We start from the raw sequence: 20,616 nt of genomic DNA, 5'->3' as shown, positions 1-20,616 counted from the left end.
AATCCGGGAAAGTCCCGGATGGTAGCAAATGCATTCGAGGGCGTCAGCCGTCAAGTTCCGAGAAGCCGGTCAGGAAGTGCGGACCGATGTAACGCTCGGGCAACTCGAACTCGTCGCGATACTCGACCTGGACCAGGTACAGCCCGAATGGATGAGCCGTGACGCCACCCGTACGGCGGATCCGGCTTTCCAGCACTTCTTTGGCCCATTCCACCGGACGCTCACCGGCACCGATGGTCATCAGCACACCGGCGATGTTGCGCACCATGTGATGCAGGAACGCACTGGCGCGGATATCCAGCACGATCATCTTGCCGTGCCGGGTGACGCGCAGGTGATGGATTTCCTTGATCGGCGACTTGGCCTGGCACTGTCCGGCGCGAAAAGCGCTGAAGTCGTGGGTACCGATCAGATGCTGCGCCGCGTCGGCCATGCGCTGGACGTCCAGCGGCCGGTGATTCCAGGTGACCTCTTCGTTGAGGTGCGCCGGACGGATCTGATCGTTGTAGATCACATACCGATAACGCCGGGCAATCGCCTTGAAACGCGCATGAAAGTGCGCCGGCATGACCTTGGCCCAACTAACGCTGATGTCGTGGGGCAAGTTGATGTTAGCGCCCATGACCCAGGCCTTCAATGAACGGTCGACCTGGGTATCGAAATGCACCACCTGGCCACAGGCGTGCACGCCGGCGTCGGTGCGACCCGCGCAGTGCAAGGACACCGGCGAGTCCGCGACCTTCGACAGGGCCGTTTCGAGGGCTAGCTGCACGGTGGCCACACCGGACGCCTGACGCTGCCAGCCGCGATAGCGCGAGCCTTTGTATTCAACGCCCAACGCGATCCGGAAAAAGCCGTCGGCCGCCATTTCGGCGGCCGGGTTATCTATATTTGCCAAGGAGTGACAGCCTGCTGATCTACGCAAAGGCGGGCATTATAAGGCTGCAGTGCCGGGACGCCATGTTCATGGTGCTTTTTGTTCGAGCCCCGATAAGCAATTTGACATTTGCACGCGTCGCCGCAGTTTCGCTATATAGATAAACACATAACGGCAAGCCGGATAAAACCCGGCATGCTGGAGTCCGAAGCCCCGTTTTATGAGGACTTGCTGACCTGAAACAAAAACGGCAGCCTCAATGGGCTGCCGTTTTCGTTATGCGTTACTGGTCAATCAGGCCATACGCGTCAGCATTTCCTTGGCTTCGCTCTTCTGACCGTCATTACCCTCGCTGAGCACCTCACCAAGGATGTCCCGTGCGCCGTCGTTGTCACCCATGTCGATGTAAGCCTGCGCGAGATCCAGCTTGGTCGCGACTTCGTCGGTGCCCGAGAGGAAATCGAAATCGGGCTCACCCATCTCCATCTCCATCCCCGCCGCCGCATCTTCAGCGGTGAAGCTTGGTTCGGCGATAGGCGGGTGCTCCAGGCTACCGGACAGACGATCCAGCTCGGCATTGACGTCGTCCAGCTCGGACATGAAATCGTCCGGCTCAGGCTTGGCGTGAGCATCGATTTCATCCGCCAGCGACAGATCGAAATCGGCCGGCAACTCCAGATCATCAAGCGCCGCTTCGGTGACCGCAGGCGACTCGACCACTGGCAGGTCTTTCAGATCGTCGTCGAGGTTGAGCAGGAACTCGTCGTCGGCCAACGTCGAATCCGGCACGTCGCCGCCCAGATCAAGGTCGAAATCCGACAGATCATCCAGGCTGTCCTTGGCTTCGGTCTGCTGTTGCAGAACAGATTCGAAGCTCAGATCGTCATCGAGCGGAAAAGCCTCCAGATCCAGCGCCGGCTCTGACTCCGGCTCTGGCTCTGGCGTAACGACCGTTGGCGATGCTGCTTCCAGATCATCCAGACTCAGATCGAAGGCACTATCGAAGTCATCATCGGCCGGTGCAGCTTCAGGCTCCGGCGCCTTGGGCTCCTCGTGCAGCAGGTCCTTGACGTACTGCGCATCCAGCTCGGCGGCAACCGCTGCGGCGGCGATGCCGCCAACAGCTGCCACGGCAACCATCGCCGGAAAGCGGCTTTTCAGCTGTTCAACGTCAGCATGATTTTTGCCATTGGCAACCAGCTGACGCTCTTGCGCCACGAACGCACTGCGATCGCCTTGCTGGCCGTAGACTTCCATCAGCTTCAAGCGCAGATCACTGCGTTGCGGCTCTTGCTTGATACCGTCTTCAAGCAGGCTGGCTGCCTGATTCAAACGCCCGGCATTGATGTGCGACTGGGCTTGCGCCAGAACGTCATCCGAACGCTCGGCCGCAGGCGCCACCAATGGCGCGGCAATCGGCGGTGTCACTACCACCGGCGCTACGACTGGAGCTGGAGCTGGAGCTGGAGCTGGAGGCGTTGCAAGTTTGACGACTGGCGCCGGCACTTCAAGGCCCTCGAAGCTGCTTTCCGGCAGATCGAGGTCTTGCGTCAAGTCCGACTCTTCAGCCAGCGCCTTCGCCATGCGCTTGTGCTTCTCGGCTTCCTGTTGAGCCTTGCGCCGACGCGCCAGCAACAACAGCAGCAACAGCACCACCACCGCACCGCCACCCACCAGCCCCAGGAGTACCGGATTGGTCAGCAGTTCGTTGTACTTTTGCTCGTCACTCGCTGCCGGAGCTGCCTGAATCGGCGCCTCGGCAGGCACTGCGGCCGGCGTTGCATCCGAGGCTAGCGCGGCTGCAGGCGCCGCCGCTGGCTGGGCAACCAGATCAGCCGACATCGCCGCCGAAGGTTGAGCAGCAGAATCCGCCCCCGCGCCTTCTGCCTGCATCTTGGCCAATTGATTATTTTTCAGCTCGATCAAGCGCTGGAGTTTGTCCATCTGACTCTGCAAGTCAGTTATGCGGCTTTTCAGCTCGGCATTGTCGCGACGGGTCGTATCGAGGCCTTCCTGGGCTACCGCCAGCTTGTTGCCGATGGCCTTGCTATCGCCCGCTGCGCCTTTACCACCTTTCTTGCCGGACTCGGCCGAGACCAGGCTCAGCTTGTCCTTGGCAGTGCCTTGCGGCGCGACCACATCATGCCCGCGCTTGGTTGCATCAAGCTGTTGCGCTTGCACCCGGTGAACCGAGCGACGCCCTTGACGCCAGGCCGTGTTCTGCGCGGCGACTTCGGCGATGGCTTTAGGTTGCGGCAGGCTGGCGCTTTGTGCAGCGTCCGGCAGACGCAGAACCTGACCGGTTTTGAGCCGATTGATGTTGCCATCGATAAAGGCGTCCGGGTTCAGCGCCTGAATCGCCAGCATGGTTTGCTGGATCGAGCCGCCATTGCGCGCTTTCGCGGCAATTTCCCACAAGGTGTCGCGCGGCGTCGTGACGTGCTGCACAGGCTTGCTCGCGCCAGTCACTGGTGCGTTGACCGCTGGCGCTTGAGCCGGTGCGGGTTGTGCAGCAGCGTCAGCCGTCTGCGGCGAGAATTTGGACGGATCGAGCAGCACGCTGTAGTCGCGCAGCAGTCGGCCGCTTGGCCACATCACCTGAACCAGGAATTTCACCATTGGCTCGGAGAGTGGCTGACTTGAAGTCACCCGCAGGATGCTTTTACCGTTGGCATTGAGCACTGGCGTGAACGTCAGGTCATTGAGGAACGCCTGACGATCAACCCCCGCCTTGGCAAAATCGTCGGCCGACGCCAGGCTCGGCACCACTTCGGCAGCGGTGAGGTCCTTGACGTCGAGCAATTCGATTTCTGCCACCAGGGGCTGGTTCAGGGTCGACTTCAGGGTCAATTCCCCAAGCCCGAGGGCATGCGCCATACCGGAGGACAGCGCCGAGGCGGCCGCTATTGCTAACACCAGTTTGCGAACTTGAACCATAGCCTCATCCTTTGTTGAACTTTCCTCGGCAAGCGAGAAGGTGTTGATACCGCTGCCGTAAGGCATTGCGCGCAGCCTCGAAGAGTCTCTGCGCGCGCTTATTTCACTGATGCCCTTGGAAGCCCCTGATGGCGGCTCGCCTCCAGCATTCAGGCCTTGCGGCCTGTACGACTAGAATAAATTTGCAAATTGTTGCCAAGTATCTTTTACACAAGGTCTTTTATCAACAACTCAGCCACCTGCACCGCATTGAGTGCGGCGCCTTTGCGTACGTTATCTGACGTCAGCCACACATTAAGTTCCGCCGGGTCGTCGATACCGCTGCGAACCCGACCGACGTAGACCACGTCCTGCCCTACCGCATCACCTACCGGCGTCGGGTAATCGCCCGCCTCGACCAGCTCGACACCCGGCGCCGCCTCAAGCGCAGCATTCACCGCCGCCAGGTCGACAGCCTTGGCTGACTGCAAGGTCACGCTAAAGCTATCGCCGAAAAACACCGGGGCTTGAATGCAAGTGACAGAAATCTTTAATAAAGGCTGCGCCATGACCTCGCGCAGCTCTCGAACCAGGCGTTTTTCCAGCAGCGTATGGCCCTGAGCATCCGGGGTGCCGACTTGTGCCAGCAGGTTGAAGGCCATTTGCCGATCAAAGAAACGCGGTTCCAGTGGGCGAACATTCAGCAGTTCTGCTGTCTGCCGTGCCAACTCGGAAACTGCTTCGCGGCCCTGCGCGGAAACGGCCAGGCTGGCAGTGACGGTCACTCGCTGCAGGTCGAGCAATTCGCGCAATGGCGCCAGCACCACGGCCAGGGTGGTGGCCGATGCACTTGGACTGCTCACCTGAAACGGCTTTTTCAAACCGGCCAGCACTTGGCTGTTGGCTTCCGGCACCACCTGCGGTGCTTGTTCCGCTGGCAAGGCGCCGGACAAATCGATCAGCGCGCAACCGGCGGCCGTGGCACGCGGCGCAAAGCTCAGGGTGACCGCAGGGCCGGCGGCGAAGAACACCAGCTGGACCTTGCTGAAATCAAATTCGTCGACTTCCCGCACCCGTACGTTCTTGCCACGAAACGGCACCGAATGCCCTGCCGACTCACTGCTGGCCAGCAGGTGCAGGTCGGCTACAGGGAAGTCGCGCTCTTCAAGAATCTGGACGAGTGTTTCGCCGACAGTACCGGTGGCGCCGACGACGGCGATATCAAAGGACTGGCTCATGGATCTACCTCAGGCGAAACGGGGGGAGCGGCACTTTACCGGTCGACGGATGCCTAGGCAATTCGTCACAACACCGATCGTTCCCACGCTCTGCGTGGGAACGCCTCAATGGACGCTCTGCGTCCGCTGTTGGGACGCGGAGCGTCCCGGGCTGAATTCCCACGCGGAGCGTGGGAACTATCAACGATCATATGCTCATAAAAAAACCCGCAGCTCTTTCGAGATGCGGGTTTATTCATTACATCAGCGAATCAACGCTCCAGCAGAATCCGCAGCATGCGACGCAGCGGTTCGGCCGCGCCCCACAGCAGTTGGTCGCCAACGGTGAAAGCACCGACGAACTGCGACCCCATGTTCAGCTTGCGCAGACGGCCAACCGGTACGTTCAGGGTGCCGGTGACCTTGGTCGGGCTCAGCTCCTGCATACTGATTTCGCGCTGGTTCGGCACCAGCTTGACCCAAGGGTTATGCTGGCTGATCAGCCCTTCGATATCGGCGATCGGCACATCTTTGTTCAGCTTGATGGTCAGCGCCTGGCTGTGGCAGCGCATGGCGCCGATACGTACGCAGATGCCGTCCACCGGAATCGGGTTCTTGAAGCGACCGAGGATCTTGTTGGTCTCGGCCTGGGCCTTCCACTCTTCGCGGCTCTGACCGTTCGGCAGCTCTTTGTCGATCCACGGGATCAGGCTGCCGGCCAATGGCACGCCGAAGTTTTCGGTCGGGTACGCGTCGCTGCGCATGGCTTCGGCGACACGACGATCGATGTCGAGGATGGCGCTGGCCGGATCGGCCAGTTGATCGGCAACAGCGGCGTGGGTCACACCCATTTGCTTGATCAGTTCACGCATGTGCTGCGCGCCGCCACCGGAGGCTGCCTGATAGGTCATGGCGCTCATCCACTCCACCAGACCGGCTTCGAACAGACCGCCCAAACCCATCAGCATCAGGCTGACGGTGCAGTTGCCGCCGATGTAGTTCTTGGTGCCCGCGTCGAGTTGCTGGTCGATGACCTTGCGGTTCACCGGGTCCAGAACGATGACCGCGTCATCCTGCATGCGCAGGCTGGAAGCGGCGTCGATCCAGTACCCCTGCCAGCCGGCTTCGCGCAGTTTCGGGAAGACTTCGCTGGTGTAGTCGCCACCCTGGCAGGTCAGAATCACGTCGAGGGTTTTCAGCTCTTCAATGCTGTAAGCGTCCTTGAGCGGAGCAATATCCTTACCCACGGACGGGCCTTGGCCACCGACATTGGAAGTGGTGAAAAACACCGGCTCAATAAGATCGAAATCCTGCTCTTCCAGCATCCGCTGCATGAGCACGGAACCGACCATACCGCGCCAACCGATCAGACCTACACGTTTCATCGCAACTACACCTTTTACAAAAAGTGGGCTCGCTTGCCAGCATCAGCGACAAGCGGGGCCAGAGAGATTACAGATTCCGCAGCGCTGCGACTACTGCGTCGCCCATTTCCTGCGTACCTACTTTCGCGCAACCCGGCGACCAGATGTCCCCTGTGCGCAGCCCTTGGTCCAATACCAGGCTGACAGCCTTTTCGATAGCGTCAGCGGCCACCAGCTGATTGAAGCTGTAACGCAGCATCATCGACACCGACAGAATCGTCGCCAACGGGTTGGCGATGCCTTTGCCTGCGATGTCCGGCGCCGAACCGTGGCACGGCTCGTACATGCCTTTATTGTTGGCATCCAGCGAGGCCGACGGCAACATGCCGATGGAACCGGTGAGCATCGAGGCTTCGTCGGACAGGATATCGCCGAACAGGTTGTCGGTGACGATCACGTCGAACTGCTTCGGTGCACGCACCAGTTGCATGGCGGCGTTGTCGACGTACATGTGGCTCAGCTCGACGTCCGGGTAGTCCTTGGCCACTTGCTCGACGATTTCACGCCACAGCTGGCTGGACGCCAGAACGTTGGCCTTGTCGACCGAGCAGAGCTTCTTGCCGCGTACACGCGCCATGTCGAAACCGACGCGGGCGATACGGCGGATCTCGCTTTCGCTGTATGGCAGGGTGTCGTAAGCCTGACGCTCGCCATTTTCCAACTCACGCACGCCACGTGGCGCGCCGAAGTAGATACCGCCGGTCAGTTCACGGACGATCAGGATGTCCAGGCCCGCGACGATTTCCGCTTTCAGGCTCGACGCTTCAGCCAGTTGCGGGTACAGAATCGCCGGACGCAGGTTGCCGAACAGGCCCAGTTGCGCACGAATCTTCAACAAGCCGCGTTCTGGACGGATGTCACGCTCGATGGTGTCCCATTTCGGACCACCCACCGCACCCAGCAGCACCGCATCGGCAGCACGCGCGCGGGCCAGGGTTTCGTCGGCCAACGGTACGCCGTGCTTGTCGATGGCTGCGCCGCCGATCACGTCGTGGCTCAACTCGAAGTCCAGTGCGAACTTGTCGTTGGCCAGTTCCAGCACCTTGACCGCTTCGGTCATGATTTCCGGGCCAATACCGTCACCTGGGAGAATCAGAATCTGCTTGCTCATGCGTTCCTCATGTCATCAGTCGGCGCGCTCATGGGCGCGCCCGGAAAAATTCCAGCGCTCGGCGCTTATCGTTCAGCCATCAGCACCAGCACATCGGTGCTGAACGAACCATCGGCTTCTATCTCGAAATACTCGCGAACTTCATTGCCCATCGCCTGCTGCAACTCGCGGATCGCCACGCGCAACGCTTGGGGTGTACGCATGCGCTCGACCCAGGAGTTGTACTCCAGGCGCAACCGCTGGCGCGTGGTGCTACGGGTATGCAACCCCGCCTCGCTGACCTGACGCAACCACTCCCCGGCGGAATAATCACGCACGTGGCTGGTGTCGCGCAGCACTTCAACACTTTGCAGGTAAGTGTCGAACAACGGACTGCCCGGCGACAAGACATCAATAAATACTGCTACCCCACCCGGCTTGAGCACTCGACGCACTTCGCGCAGGGCCAGGCCGAGATCGCTCCAATGGTGCGCCGAATAACGGCTGAAGACGAAATCAAATTCACCCTCGGCAAACGGCAGGCGCTCCGCCGCACCGAGCACCGTGGTCACATTGTTCAGACCACGATCAACCGCGGCGCCAGCCACCACATCGAGCATCTGCTGCGACAGGTCATAGGCGACCACTTCCTTGACCAGCGCAGCCACATGAAAACTCACATGACCGGCGCCACAGCCCAGGTCCAGCACTCTTGCATCACCGCGACCCGCCAGTTCGGCCTGTAGCAGTGCGAATTCGGTGCCCTGGGCGTGTACTGCGCTGCTCAGGTAGGCGGCAGCCTGTTCACCGAATTGCTTTTGTACTACGTCGCTGTGCTGGGCAGTGCTGGTCATGGTGACCTCCTTAAGGAGTGAGTCTTGTGTTGTCCTGGCTGCCGTCTTCGCGAGCAAGCCCGCTCCCACACTGGATCTCCAGTGTTCACAACCCCCTGTGGGAGCGAGCCTGCTCGCGATGGCGTCATTACGCCTTACTCAAAATCACGCGTCGCGGAACAACCATGGCTGGCTGGCGCGGTGCTTGGCTTCGAACGCGGCAATCGCATCGCCGTCCTGCAAGGTCAGGCCGATATCGTCCAGACCGTTGAGCAGGCAATGTTTGCGGAAAGCATCGATTTCAAAGCTCAGGACCTTGCCGTCAGGACGGGTCACGGTCTGGGCCTGCAAGTCGATCTGCAACTGGTAACCCGGATTGGCTTCCACTTGCGCAAACAACTCGTCGACTTCAGCGTCGCTCAGGATGATCGGCAGCAAGCCGTTCTTGAAGCTGTTGTTGAAGAAGATGTCGGCGTAGCTCGGCGCGATGATGCTACGGAAACCGTACTCTTCCAGGGCCCATGGCGCGTGCTCGCGACTCGAACCGCAGCCGAAGTTTTCCCGGGCGAGCAACACGCTGGCACCTTGATAACGCTCGGCATTGAGCACGAACTCCTTGTTCAGCGGACGCTTGGAGTTGTCCTGATACGGTTGCCCGACATCCAGGTAACGCCACTCATCGAACAGGTTCGGACCGAAACCGGTGCGCTTGATCGACTTCAAGAACTGCTTGGGAATGATTTGGTCGGTGTCGACGTTGGCACGATCCAAAGGCGCGACAAGACCAGTGTGCTGGGTAAAAGCTTTCATGCTGCGCTCCTTCAGATCAATTCACGGACGTCGACGAAACGACCGTTGACAGCGGCGGCGGCGGCCATGGCCGGGCTCACCAGGTGCGTACGGCCACCGGCGCCCTGACGGCCTTCGAAGTTACGGTTGGAGGTCGATGCGCAATGCTCGCCGGACTCCAAACGGTCCGGGTTCATTGCCAGGCACATCGAGCAACCAGGCTCGCGCCATTCGAAACCGGCCTCGAGGAAGATCTTGTCCAGCCCTTCAGCTTCGGCTTGAGCCTTCACCAGGCCCGAACCCGGCACCACAATGGCTTGCTTGATGGTCGAAGCCACTTTGCGGCCCTTGGCGATCACCGCCGCAGCGCGCAAATCTTCGATCCGCGAGTTGGTGCAGGAGCCAATGAACACGCGGTCCAGTTGAATGTCGGTGATCGCCTGATTGGCGGTCAAACCCATGTATTTCAAGGCGCGGACGATCGAGTCGCGCTTGACCAGATCCATCTCTTTAGCCGGGTCCGGCACGTTCTGATCGACGGCGAGAACCATTTCCGGGGACGTGCCCCAGCTGACTTGCGGCTTGATCTGCGCAGCATCGAGCTCAACGATGGTGTCGAACTTCGCGTCCGCATCGGAAACCAGGCCTTTCCAGGCTTCGACAGCCAAGTCCCACTCAGCGTCTTTCGGTGCGAACGGACGACCCTTGACGTAGGCAACGGTCTTTTCGTCAGCGGCAACCAAACCAACTCGCGCACCGGCTTCGATGGACATGTTGCAGATGGTCATGCGGCCTTCGACCGACAGATCACGAATCGCGCTACCGGCGAACTCGATGGCGTGGCCGTTACCGCCGGCAGTGCCGATCTTGCCAATAACAGCCAGAACGATGTCCTTGGCGGTCACGCCGAACGGCAAGGTGCCTTCAACGCGGACCAGCATGTTCTTCATTTTCTTGGCGACCAGGCACTGGGTGGCGAGCACGTGCTCGACCTCGGAAGTGCCGATACCGTGAGCCAACGCGCCGAAAGCGCCGTGGGTCGAGGTATGGGAGTCACCGCAGACCACGGTCATGCCCGGCAAGGTTGCGCCCTGCTCCGGGCCAATGACGTGGACGATGCCTTGACGCACGTCATTCATCTTGAATTCGACGATGCCGTATTCGTCACAGTTGTCATCGAGGGTCTGAACCTGCAAACGCGAGACTTCGTCAGCAATGGCAGCAATGCCGCCCTTGCGCTCAGGAGTCGTCGGTACGTTGTGGTCCGGGGTCGCGATGTTGGCATCGATGCGCCATGGCTTGCGCCCGGCCAGACGCAGACCTTCGAAGGCCTGCGGCGAGGTCACTTCGTGAATGATGTGACGATCGATGTAGATCAGCGCCGAACCATCGTCGCGCTGCTTGACCAAATGCGAATCCCAGAGCTTGTCGTAGAGCGTTTTGCCGGCCATCAGACGTTTCCTCATCAGCTTGTTTCTATGCCCTGGGCTTGAAGCAATTCAATAACCCCTTGGCTTGTGAGGTCGATCCTATGGGGTTACATTAAATAACTCAAATTCATATTTTTTATGCTTTGGATAACCAACTGGAATACGACCATGGACCTGGCCAACCTCAATGCTTTTATAGCCATCGCCGAGACAGGCAGCTTCTCCGGTGCAGGCGAACGACTGCACCTGACCCAGCCTGCCATCAGCAAACGCATCGCCGGGCTGGAGCAGCAACTGAAGGTGCGGCTGTTTGATCGACTGGGCCGCGAAGTCAGCCTGACCGAGGCCGGACGCGCCCTGTTGCCGCGCGCTTATCAGATTCTGAATGTGCTGGATGACACCCGCCGGGCGCTGACCAACCTGACCGGCGAAGTGACCGGCCGCCTGACACTGGCGACCAGCCATCACATTGGCCTGCACCGCCTGCCGCCCTTGTTGCGGGCGTTCACCCGGCGCTACCCCGAGGTCGCGCTGGATATTCAGTTCCTCGATTCGGAAGTCGCCTACGAGGAAATTCTTCACGGCCGCGCCGAACTGGCGGTGATTACCCTGGCACCCGAGCCACACACGCTGGTGAAGGCCACGCCGGTATGGGACGACCCACTGGACTTCGTGGCGGCACCCGAACACTCGCTGATCAGTAACGGTGCGGTCAGCCTGGCCGATATTGCCCGCCATCCGGCGGTTTTCCCCGGCGGCAACACCTTTACCCACCACATCGTGCAACGACTTTTCGAAGCTCAGGGGCTGACGCCGAACATCGCGATGAGCACTAACTATCTGGAAACTATCAAGATGATGGTTTCCATTGGCCTGGCCTGGAGCGTGTTGCCGCGCACCATGCTCGACGATCAAGTGGCACGCATTCCTTTACCGGGCATACAACTCACTCGCCAGCTAGGCTATATCGTGCACACCGAACGGACGCTGTCGAATGCTGCACGGGCTTTCATGGCCTTGTTGGACGCACAAATCGAATTGCCACGGACTCACGGCTAAGTTGTGCTAATCCTTTAAGGTTGAAAATCCCAGCGCCAAACACCAATTCAGCCCAAGGCTTGTTACCCATGCCCAAATCTGCTGACCACACTCGCTCACGCACGCCCCCAATGCCGCGCATTCAGGCGCTCGACCCGCGTACCTCGGAGCAGATTTGGGAGAGTGCGCCACAACTGCTCGCCGCCTTGAACGGTGCACGCTTGGGCGCCTGGTACTGGGACATTGAACGCGGGCTGATCAGCTGGTCGCGGGGGACTCAAGCCCTGTTCGGGTTTGACCCAAAAAAGCCACTGCCGGCCGACCTGGAATACCTGGATCTGTTGCCGGTGGAGGATCGCGCCAAAACCCTGCGGGCCTTTAACGCCGTGGTGGCCGGCGCACCGCTGGAACAGGCGATGCATCACCGGATCCGCTGGCCCGACGGCAGCCTGCACTGGCTGGAGATCAACGGCAGCCTGATACCGGACAAACAAGGCCGGCCACGGATGATCGGGGTGATCCGCGAGATCACCCATCAACGCCAGCGCGAACAGGCCCTGAGCAGCTCTGAGAAACGTTTCGCAACACTATTTCATCTATGCCCGAACATGGTGCTGCTGACCCGCCAGGAAGACGGCCTGATCAGCGAAGCCAATCAATACTTCGAAAGCCTGTTTGGCTGGCCCGTGCACAGCGTGATCGGCCGCACGACACTGGAACTGGGCCTTTGGGTGAACCCGGAACAACGCGCCAAACTGGTCAAGGCAACCAAGGCCAAGGGCGAACTGGTCAGCATGGAGGTGCAGTTTCGCGCCAGCAACGGCCAGGTCCACGATGGCATTCTCAGCGCGCAAAAGGTTGAACTCGAAGGCCAGCCCTACCTGCTCAGCACATTCCTCGACACCAGCGAACGCAAACTCGCCGAGCAAGCGCTCAAAGACAGTCAGGAGCGCCTGGACCTGGCCCTCGACTCGGCGCAACTCGGCACCTGGGACTGGCACATTCCCAGCGGCATGCTCTATGGCTCGGCCCGCGCCGCACAGTTGCATGGCCTGGACCCGGTCCCCTTTCACGAGCCCTTCGATGCGTTTTTCGAAGGCGTGCCCGACGATGAGCGCGACAGCATGCGCAACGCCTATCGCAGTTTGCGCGAAGGCCCGGCCGGCAATTATCAATTGACCTACCGCGTGCAATTGCCCGACGGCAGCTCGCGCTATCTGGAAAGCCGTGCACGCCTCTATCGCGATGAGTCCGGCGTTCCCGTGCGCATGGCCGGCACGTTGCTCGACATCACCGACCAGGTGGAGCGCGAGCAGCGCCTGATCACCTCCGAAGAAAAATTCGCCAGCCTGTTCCAGGTCAGTCCGGACCCGATCTGCGTGACGCACCAGGACACCGGCCAGTTCATCGAGATCAACTCGGCCTTCACTCAGACCTTCGGCTGGAGTGCCAGCGATGTCATCGACCGCAGCGCCGACGAGATCGGCCTCTGGGACGCCTCGGGGAAGCGCCAGCAACGCATCGAACAGGTGATTCGCGAACAAGCGCTGAACAACGTCGCGATCATCGCTCACCACAAGGACGGGCACCCCTTGACGTGCGTGATATCCAGCCGACAAATCAGCGTCGGCAACGAGCCGTGCATTGTCACCACCTTGCGTGACATCACCCAGCAGCAGCGCTCCGAGGCTGCACTGAAGGCCAGTGAAGAGAAATTCGCCAAGGCGTTTCACTCCAGCCCCGACGCCATCACCATCACCGAGCGCGACAGCGGACGCTACCTGGAGGTCAACGACGGCTTCTGCCGCTTGACCGGCTACAGCGCCGACGAAGTGGTGGGTAAAACGGTGTATCAGATCGGCATCTGGGCTGAAGAAAAACAACGCTCAAACCTGCTGGCCGCGCTGAAGGCCAAAGGCCGTGTGCATCACCAGGAAATGATCGGCCGCAACAAGCGCGGCGAAATTCTCACGGTCGAGGTGTCGATCGAGCCCATCACCCTGAACGAGACCCCCTGCCTGCTGATGACCGCCCGGGACGTCAGCCTGCTGAAAAATGCCGAAGCGCAGATCCGTCACCTCGCCTACCACGACCCACTGACCAACCTGCCCAACCGCGCCCTGCTGATGGATCGCCTGAGCCAGCAGATCGCCCTGCTGAAACGCCACAACCTGCGCGGCGCCTTGCTGTTCCTCGATCTCGACCACTTCAAGCACATCAACGACTCGCTCGGTCACCCGGTGGGCGACACCGTGCTGAAAATCATCACTGCGCGCCTCGAAGCCAGTGTGCGCATGGAAGACACCGTGGCGCGCCTGGGTGGCGATGAGTTTGTGGTGCTGTTGAGCGGCCTGGAAGGTACGCGCAATGAGGTCAGCGAACAGGTTCGCGAGTTGGCCGACACACTGCGCGAGCTGTTGTCCGAGCCGATGTTCCTCGACGGTCAGCGCCTGCAAGTCACACCGAGCATCGGCGTGGCCTTGATTCCCGATCACGGTTCAACCCCGACCGACCTGCTCAAGCGTGCCGACATTGCCCTGTACCGAGCCAAGGATTCGGGACGCAATACCACGCAGATGTTCCACAACACCATGCAAAAAGCTGCCAGTGAACGCCTGCGGATGGAAACCGACCTGCGCCTGGCCCTTTCGCGTGGCGAGTTCAGCGTGCAATACCAGCCTCAGGTGGACGCCCTGGACGGTCGCATTATTGGCGCCGAAGCCTTGCTGCGCTGGCGCCACCCGCGGCTGGGGGAGCAATCGCCCAGCGAATTCATCAAGGTACTGGAAGACAGCGGGCTGATCCTTGAGGTCGGTGCCTGGATCCTCGATGAGACCTGTCAGGCCTTCAGGCAATTGATCGATAGAGGCCTGATCGATCCGCTGAACTTCAGCCTTTGTGTGAACATCAGTCCACGGCAATTTCGCCAGAACGACTTTGTCGAACGGATTGAACAAAACCTGAGCAGCCATGGACTGCCGTATTCGCTGCTCAAGCTGGAGGTCACCGAAGGCATCGTGATTCAGAACCTGGACGACACCATCAGCAAGATGCGCCGCCTGAAGAAACTTGGCGTCAGCTTCGCCATGGACGACTTTGGCACCGGCTACTCCTCGCTGACGTACCTCAAGCGCCTGCCGGTGGACACCTTGAAGATCGACCAGTCGTTCATCCGCGATGCGACCAGCGATCCGAACGACGCGGAAATCATCCGCGCCATCGTGGCCATGGCCCGCAGCCTTGAATTGACGGTGATTGCCGAAGGTGTCGAAACCACTGAACAGCTCGAGTTCTTGCAGGGGCTGGGCTGCCACTTGTATCAAGGCTACCTGCACAGTCAGCCGCTGCCGCTGGAGGATTTCCTCAAACTGCTGAAATGACGGGCACAAAAAAGGGCGCCAGTGGCGCTAATGCCGGTCAGTTAAGCGCAATCCATGTGGGAGCGAGCCTGCTCGCGATAGCGGTGGGTCAGTCAACATTGATGTTGAATGTTATGCCGTCATCGCGAGCAGGCTCGCTCCCACAGGTTGGTGCCTTAACTGACTGGCATTGGCCAGTGGCGCCCTTCTTCATTGCGATGACTCAGTGTTCCAGAGCCGGTTTTTGCATCCCGTTGATCGGGATGCGTTTGGCTTTCGCTTCTTCCGGTACGACGCGCAACAGGTCGATATTCAACAGGCCGTTGCGCAGGTCAGGCCGCTTCAGTGACCTGAACACCCAGTAAACGCGACACTTGATCCAGTTCGGTCTCACGACGCAGGACCGTGAACAGCTCCACCGCTTCGGGATAATTGCGGGTCAGCATCGCCAGCCACTGCTTCAAGCGACCCGGCGACTGGCGCGGCGTCATTTGCGCCTTGGCTTGCAGCCAGAAGTCCTGGATCAGCGGCAACAGCTCGGCCCAGGTCATCTCGACCACCTCTTCACCGGCCCGTGCGGCTGCGATTTGCCGCGCCAGGTCGGGGCGCGACACCAGGCCACGACCCAGCATGATGTCTTCCACGCCGCTGATTTCGCGGCAACGGCGCCAGTCTTCAACGCTCCAGATATCGCCGTTGGCGAACACCGGCACCTTGACCACTTCCTGCACCCGCGGGATCCATTCCCAATGCGCTGGCGGCTTGTAGCCGTCCGTCTTGGTCCGTGCATGCACCACAATGTGCGCAGCACCGCCCTCAGCCAACGCAGTGGCACAGACCAGCGCGCCGTCGGGGCTGTCAAAACCCAAACGCATCTTGGCGGTCACCGGGATATGCGCCGGCACTGCGCGGCGCACATGTTCGACGATTTCGTTGAGCAGCTCCGGTTCTTTGAGCAGTACTGCACCGCCGCGCGATTTGTTCACGGTCTTGGCCGGGCAACCGAAGTTCAGGTCGATCACCTCCGAGCCCAGCTCACAGGCCAGCGCCGCGTTTTCTGCCAGGCACACCGGATCGGAGCCGAGCAATTGCACGCGCAACGGCACGCCTGAAGCGGTTTTGGCGCCGTTCAGCAGTTCAGGGCCGAATTTGTGGAAATAGGCAGGCGTGAGCAGTTGATCGTTGATCCGAATAAACTCGGTCACGCACCAATCGATACCGCCAACACGGGTCAACACGTCCCGCAGGATGTTGTCGACCAACCCCTCCATGGGCGCCAAAGCAATTTGCATGGAAAACACTCAACGAAAAACGTGCAGCAGTTTACTGGATTTGTGCGACTTGTAATGCCGGGCCGTAGCCTTCGATGAATTCCGCCGGCATACGCTTGGGCTTGCCGCTGGACAGCTCGATGCAGACAAACGTGGTTTGCGCCCGCAGCAGCGTGGCGTTATCGCTCGGGCGTTTGAGCTGGAAGTGCCGGGTCATCTTCAGGCGCTGGTCCCAGTCGACGATCCAGGTCGCCAACTGCAACTCATCACCTTCATAGGCGGCAGCCAGGTAATCGATCTCATGGCGCACCACGGCCATCGCCCGATCCAGCCGCCGATATTCGGTCAGGTCCAGCCCTAGACGCTGCGAGTGGCGCCAGGCGCAACGCTCGAGCCAGGTGACGTACACCGCGTTATTGGCGTGCCCCAACCCATCGATGTCCTCGGCAGCAACCTGCAGGTCAATGATAAACGGCGTTGCCCGATCCCAGCCCATGCCCCACTCCCGGTCAGATTACTCGACCGGGGCAGTGTAACGGATGATCAGGCCGATTGGCGCGCCTGCAAGCTACGACCGGACAGCAACGACAGAACGCCTTCGATCACTCGGGGATCGGCCAGCACCCGCTGATGACCGCCCTCTTCCAGGCGCAACAGGCGGCTGTCGAACCAGGCATCGTGAATCAATTGCGACTCATTGACCGAGACAAAGACGTCGTCTTCGGCGTGCACGATCAGCCCTGGCATATCCAGTTGATAGTGGGCGACGTCGAGTCGTGAAGCCTGGATACCCACGTCCCGTTCGACCTTGCGGATAAACGCCGAACGCGCCTTGGGTGGCATGCGAACGTGGCGCGCAAAACCGCGCAACACGGCGAGAATCCGTGCCGGTGCGGCGATACTGACCAGGGTTTCAGTACGCAACCCCAGTTGAACGGCAAGCATCGCACTGGCGCCGCCCATGGAGTGGCCGATGACCGCTTGCAAAGGTGGTAGCTCCGCCGCCGCTTCGAGCATCGCCCGAGCAAAAAGCACAACGTTGGCCTCGCGGCCAGGCGAGCGACCGTGAGCCGGACCATCCAGCGCGACCACGGTGTAACCGGCGTCTACCAGCGCCGTGATCAGGCTGGCGAATTGTGTCGGCCGACCTTCCCAGCCGTGCATCAGCAGCACTGTCGGGCCCTGCCCCCAGCGCAACGCTGAAAGGCCGAAGCGCAAGGTGATCCGCTCGGACTTCGCCAGCAGCGGCATTTCCCAATCACGCGGAGGCAGCTCGCGCGGCGTCATGAATACCGAACGCATCTTGCTCGCCACCCATTGCGGTGCAACCCAGCCCAAGGTGCCGTTAACGCCACGAACCCAACTTAACGTGCTCATCGCTCATCTCCAAAGGCTTGCGCTTCAGGTCATAGCACCGCCGACTTGGCGGCACGCAGCAATCGATCGGACAACTCACCGGTACCCAGCGCCCGCGCCAGGGCCAAACCACCGACCATCAGCGCCAAGTCAGCCAGCGCTTTGTCGGTGTCTTCCGGGCTGGCGGCCAATTGCGCGACCATCAGCTCGATGTGTTCATTCAAGGCCAGACGGAAATCGTCCGGCAGACGCCCCAGCTCCCCTATCGACGCCGGAATCGGGCAGGCGTGCCCGGTGGAATCACGGTGTTTGCGTGACAGGTAAAACGCAGCGACCAGCGCCCGGCGTTCTTCGCCGGTCAGCGTGGCGTCCATTTCGGCGATCATCGCCCGGCGCTGGCCGAGCAATTGCGTGAAGGCCTCCAGCATCATGGCGTCCTTGCTTTCGAAGTGCGCGTAGAAGCCGCCAACGGTAAGGCCCGCAGCCCCCATCACTTCACCCACGCTAGGCTCTGCCGGGCCGCGCTGAATCAGCGCAGAGCTGGCGGCCTGGAGAATGCGTTCACGGGTTTGAGCTTTTTTATCGTTCATCGTTGCCTCCGAATATTACGAATAGAATATTATTCTCATAATAATTTTTCACAAGTCGTTGATGTGACCGTTGGTCAGAAGAACAGCGCGGGGGAAAAGAGAGGATTGGCCAAACGCCAGACAAACAAAAGGGCCATTCAATAATTGAATGACCCTTATAAATCCCGCAGAGCGGGTAATCGTGGCGTCCCCTAGGGGACTCGAACCCCTGTTACCGCCGTGAAAGGGCGGTGTCCTAGGCCACTAGACGAAGGGGACGCAAACCCTTCTATACAACTGATCAGTGCTGAGTACTGATCGATTCAAGGCCGGTGTGGCCAGACCTTGAACTGTAAAATTGGTGGAGCTAGACGGGATCGAACCGTCGACCTCTTGCATGCCATGCAAGCGCTCTCCCAGCTGAGCTATAGCCCCGGATTTTTCGCCTCGCGGCGGAGTGACATCTTGCAACATCACTTCTGTAAAACTGGCGTCCCCTAGGGGACTCGAACCCCTGTTACCGCCGTGAAAGGGCGGTGTCCTAGGCCACTAGACGAAGGGGACGCAAACCCTTCTATACAACTGATCAACGCATAGTGTTGATCGCTTCAAGACCGGTGTGGCCAGGCCTTGAAGTGTAAATTGGTGGAGCTAGACGGGATCGAACCGTCGACCTCTTGCATGCCATGCAAGCGCTCTCCCAGCTGAGCTATAGCCCCTCATCGCTGAGGACGGGGCGAATCTTAATGGCGCTTCGGAAAGCTGTCAAACTTATTTTTAACAATTTTCAAAATTTTTTGCCGCCATAACAATCACTTACCGCCCTCCCCCCGAAAAATGGGGGGTGGCGCCGAAGAGCGAGATCAAAAGATCGCAGCCTCCGGCGACTCCTGCACGGGGTCAAACACCTCAGGCGATAGCGCCCAGGAGCTTTTCCCACTCTTTGTTTTCTTTCTTCGACACGCCACCGAGCAAGTCGATAGCCTGGCGCAGACGGAAACGCGTCAGGTCCGGGCCAAGGATTTCCATCGCATCCAGCACCGACACCGAGCTGGCCTGGCCGGTGATTGCCGCGAACATCAGCGGCATGGCATCACGCAGCTTCAGCTCCAGGGATTCGACCACCGCCTGAATGGTCGCCGTGATGCTGTCCTTCTCCCACTGACGCAGGCTTTCGAGCTTCCACAGGATCAACTGCATCAACTGGCGAACCTGATCGCCCGAGAGCTTCTTGGATTCGAACAGCTTGGCATCCGGGGTCACGCCACCGGCGAAGAAGAATCCGGCCAACGGTGCAATCTGGCTGAAGGCTTCAACCCGACCCTGCACGTGCGGCGCGATCTTCATCATGTATTCAGGGTTCAGCGCCCACGCCTGCACACGGCTGGCGAACTCTTCCACCGGCAGATCACGCAGCCATTGGCCGTTGAGCCACGACAGCTTCTCGATGTCGAAAATCGGCCCGCCGAGGGAAACGCGCTTGAGGTCGAAATTGTCGACCATTTCCTGCAATGAGAACTTCTCGCGCTCGTCCGGCATCGACCAGCCCATGCGACCGAGGTAGTTGAGCATCGCTTCCGGCATGAAACCCATGCGCTCATAGAACGTAACCGAGGTCGGGTTCTTGCGCTTGGACAGCTTGCTCTTGTCCGGGTTACGCAGCAGCGGCATGTAGCACAGTTCTGGTTGTTCCCAGCCGAAGTATTCGTAAAGCAGGATCAGCTTCGGCGCCGATGGCAGCCACTCTTCGCCACGCAATACATGGGTGATACCCATCAGGTGGTCGTCGACCACGTTGGCGAGGAAGTAGGTCGGCAGACCGTCGGTCTTCATCAACACTTGCATGTCCATGCGATCCCACGGGATCTCGACATCGCCACGGAGCATATCCGGCACCACGCAGACGCCTTCGGTCGGGACCTTCATGCGGATGACGTGCGGCTCGCCAGCGGCCAGACGGCGCGCCACTTCTTCCTTGGAAAGCAACAGCGCACGGCCGTCGTAACGCGGGGTTTCGCCACGGGCCATTTGTTCGGCGCGCATCTGGTCCAGTTCGTCGCTCGTGCAGAAGCACGGGAACGCGTGACCCAGATCGACCAGCTGCTGGCAGTACTTCTGGTAGATGTCGCCACGTTCGCTCTGGCGATACGGACCGTGCGGGCCGCCCACATCCGGGCCTTCGCTCCAGTTGATGCCCAACCAGCGCAAGGCATCGAAAATCTGCTGTTCGGACTCGCGGGTCGAACGCAATTGGTCGGTGTCTTCAATCCGCAGGATGAACTCACCGCCATGCTGCTTGGCAAAGCAGTAGTTGAACAAAGCGATGTAAGCGGTGCCGACATGGGGATCGCCGGTAGGCGATGGCGCGATGCGAGTGCGGACGGTGGTCATGGCATGTCTCGAAAGAATATAAAAAGCGGAGATGAAACAAAGGGCGAATGGTAACA

15 protein-coding genes, 4 tRNA genes and 1 pseudogene are annotated in these 20,616 nt (G+C 60.1%); 2 read left to right on the top strand and 18 right to left on the bottom strand.

The window, feature by feature from the left end:
- Positions 1-43 precede the first annotated feature (43 nt).
- The 8 genes from truA to leuC all read right to left on the bottom strand — a co-directional run bounded on the left by truA (position 44) and on the right by leuC (position 10,597).
- Entirely contained in the window at positions 44-868 is an 825-nt protein-coding gene (truA, locus tag BK658_RS25820; protein WP_123584767.1) for a tRNA pseudouridine(38-40) synthase TruA, read from the bottom strand.
- A 303-nt stretch (positions 869-1,171) separates the two neighbouring features.
- A complete protein-coding gene (locus BK658_RS25815) occupies positions 1,172-3,814 on the bottom strand; it encodes a motility hub landmark protein FimV (RefSeq protein ID WP_123584766.1) in 2,643 nt (880 codons plus the stop codon).
- A gap of 206 nt (positions 3,815-4,020) precedes the next feature.
- The gene (locus tag BK658_RS25810) at positions 4,021-5,031 is read right to left on the bottom strand and encodes an aspartate-semialdehyde dehydrogenase (protein ID WP_123584765.1); all 1,011 of its coding nucleotides are present in this window, start codon (positions 5,029-5,031) and stop codon (positions 4,021-4,023) included.
- 251 nt (positions 5,032-5,282) lie between these two features.
- Positions 5,283-6,395 carry an aspartate-semialdehyde dehydrogenase gene (gene asd, locus BK658_RS25800; protein ID WP_123584763.1) on the bottom strand — a complete coding sequence of 371 codons (1,113 nt, stop codon included), beginning with the start codon at positions 6,393-6,395 and terminating at the stop codon, positions 5,283-5,285.
- 67 nt (positions 6,396-6,462) lie between these two features.
- Positions 6,463-7,545, bottom strand: a complete 1,083-nt coding sequence (gene leuB, locus BK658_RS25795) for a 3-isopropylmalate dehydrogenase (RefSeq protein ID WP_123584762.1) — start codon at positions 7,543-7,545, stop codon at positions 6,463-6,465.
- Between the two features lie 65 nt (positions 7,546-7,610).
- A complete protein-coding gene (locus BK658_RS25790; protein WP_123584761.1) occupies positions 7,611-8,378 on the bottom strand; it encodes a class I SAM-dependent methyltransferase in 768 nt (255 codons plus the stop codon).
- A gap of 144 nt (positions 8,379-8,522) precedes the next feature.
- Positions 8,523-9,167 (bottom strand): 3-isopropylmalate dehydratase small subunit, encoded by a 645-nt coding sequence (leuD, locus tag BK658_RS25785; protein WP_123584760.1) that lies wholly within the window; start codon positions 9,165-9,167, stop codon positions 8,523-8,525.
- A gap of 11 nt (positions 9,168-9,178) precedes the next feature.
- Positions 9,179-10,597: a 3-isopropylmalate dehydratase large subunit gene (leuC, locus tag BK658_RS25780; RefSeq protein WP_123584759.1), complete on the bottom strand. Its 1,419-nt coding sequence runs from the start codon at positions 10,595-10,597 to the stop codon at positions 9,179-9,181.
- Positions 10,598-10,744: 147 nt separating this feature from the next.
- Between leuC and BK658_RS25775 the strand changes: the two genes are divergently transcribed.
- The gene (locus BK658_RS25775) at positions 10,745-11,635 is read left to right on the top strand and encodes a LysR family transcriptional regulator (protein WP_123584758.1); all 891 of its coding nucleotides are present in this window, start codon (positions 10,745-10,747) and stop codon (positions 11,633-11,635) included.
- A gap of 68 nt (positions 11,636-11,703) precedes the next feature.
- Positions 11,704-14,994 carry a PAS domain S-box protein gene (locus tag BK658_RS25770; RefSeq protein ID WP_123584757.1) on the top strand — a complete coding sequence of 1,097 codons (3,291 nt, stop codon included), beginning with the start codon at positions 11,704-11,706 and terminating at the stop codon, positions 14,992-14,994.
- 202 nt (positions 14,995-15,196) lie between these two features.
- Here the strand turns inward: BK658_RS25770 and BK658_RS25765 are convergent.
- The 10 genes and pseudogenes from BK658_RS25765 to gltX form a co-directional block, all read right to left on the bottom strand.
- Positions 15,197-15,319: pseudogene (locus BK658_RS25765) on the bottom strand (heat-shock protein); the annotation flags it as partial.
- Positions 15,306-16,265 carry a tRNA dihydrouridine synthase gene (locus BK658_RS25760; RefSeq protein WP_123584756.1) on the bottom strand — a complete coding sequence of 320 codons (960 nt, stop codon included), beginning with the start codon at positions 16,263-16,265 and terminating at the stop codon, positions 15,306-15,308. The gene BK658_RS25760 and the pseudogene BK658_RS25765, both read right to left, overlap by 14 nt.
- Positions 16,266-16,296: 31 nt before the next feature.
- On the bottom strand, positions 16,297-16,740 hold the full coding sequence (locus tag BK658_RS25755; RefSeq protein ID WP_123584755.1) for an acyl-CoA thioesterase: 444 nt from the start codon (positions 16,738-16,740) through the stop codon (positions 16,297-16,299).
- A gap of 47 nt (positions 16,741-16,787) precedes the next feature.
- Positions 16,788-17,621 carry an alpha/beta fold hydrolase gene (locus tag BK658_RS25750; protein ID WP_123584754.1) on the bottom strand — a complete coding sequence of 278 codons (834 nt, stop codon included), beginning with the start codon at positions 17,619-17,621 and terminating at the stop codon, positions 16,788-16,790.
- Between the two features lie 29 nt (positions 17,622-17,650).
- Entirely contained in the window at positions 17,651-18,190 is a 540-nt protein-coding gene (locus BK658_RS25745; RefSeq protein ID WP_123584753.1) for a TetR/AcrR family transcriptional regulator, read from the bottom strand.
- A 182-nt stretch (positions 18,191-18,372) separates the two neighbouring features.
- Positions 18,373-18,448 (bottom strand) — tRNA-Glu (locus tag BK658_RS25740).
- A gap of 80 nt (positions 18,449-18,528) precedes the next feature.
- Positions 18,529-18,604, bottom strand: a tRNA-Ala gene (locus BK658_RS25735).
- A gap of 53 nt (positions 18,605-18,657) precedes the next feature.
- Positions 18,658-18,733 (bottom strand) — tRNA-Glu (locus tag BK658_RS25730).
- Between the two features lie 79 nt (positions 18,734-18,812).
- A tRNA-Ala gene (locus BK658_RS25725) sits at positions 18,813-18,888 on the bottom strand.
- A 190-nt stretch (positions 18,889-19,078) separates the two neighbouring features.
- Positions 19,079-20,560 carry a glutamate--tRNA ligase gene (gltX, locus tag BK658_RS25720; RefSeq protein WP_123584752.1) on the bottom strand — a complete coding sequence of 494 codons (1,482 nt, stop codon included), beginning with the start codon at positions 20,558-20,560 and terminating at the stop codon, positions 19,079-19,081.
- Positions 20,561-20,616 lie beyond the last annotated feature (56 nt).

Origin of the sequence: Pseudomonas brassicacearum (assembly GCF_003732175.1) — a bacterium.
Taxonomy (GTDB): Bacteria; Pseudomonadota; Gammaproteobacteria; order Pseudomonadales; family Pseudomonadaceae; genus Aquipseudomonas; species Aquipseudomonas brassicacearum_G.
This window is presented reverse-complemented; position numbering and strand designations above follow the sequence as displayed.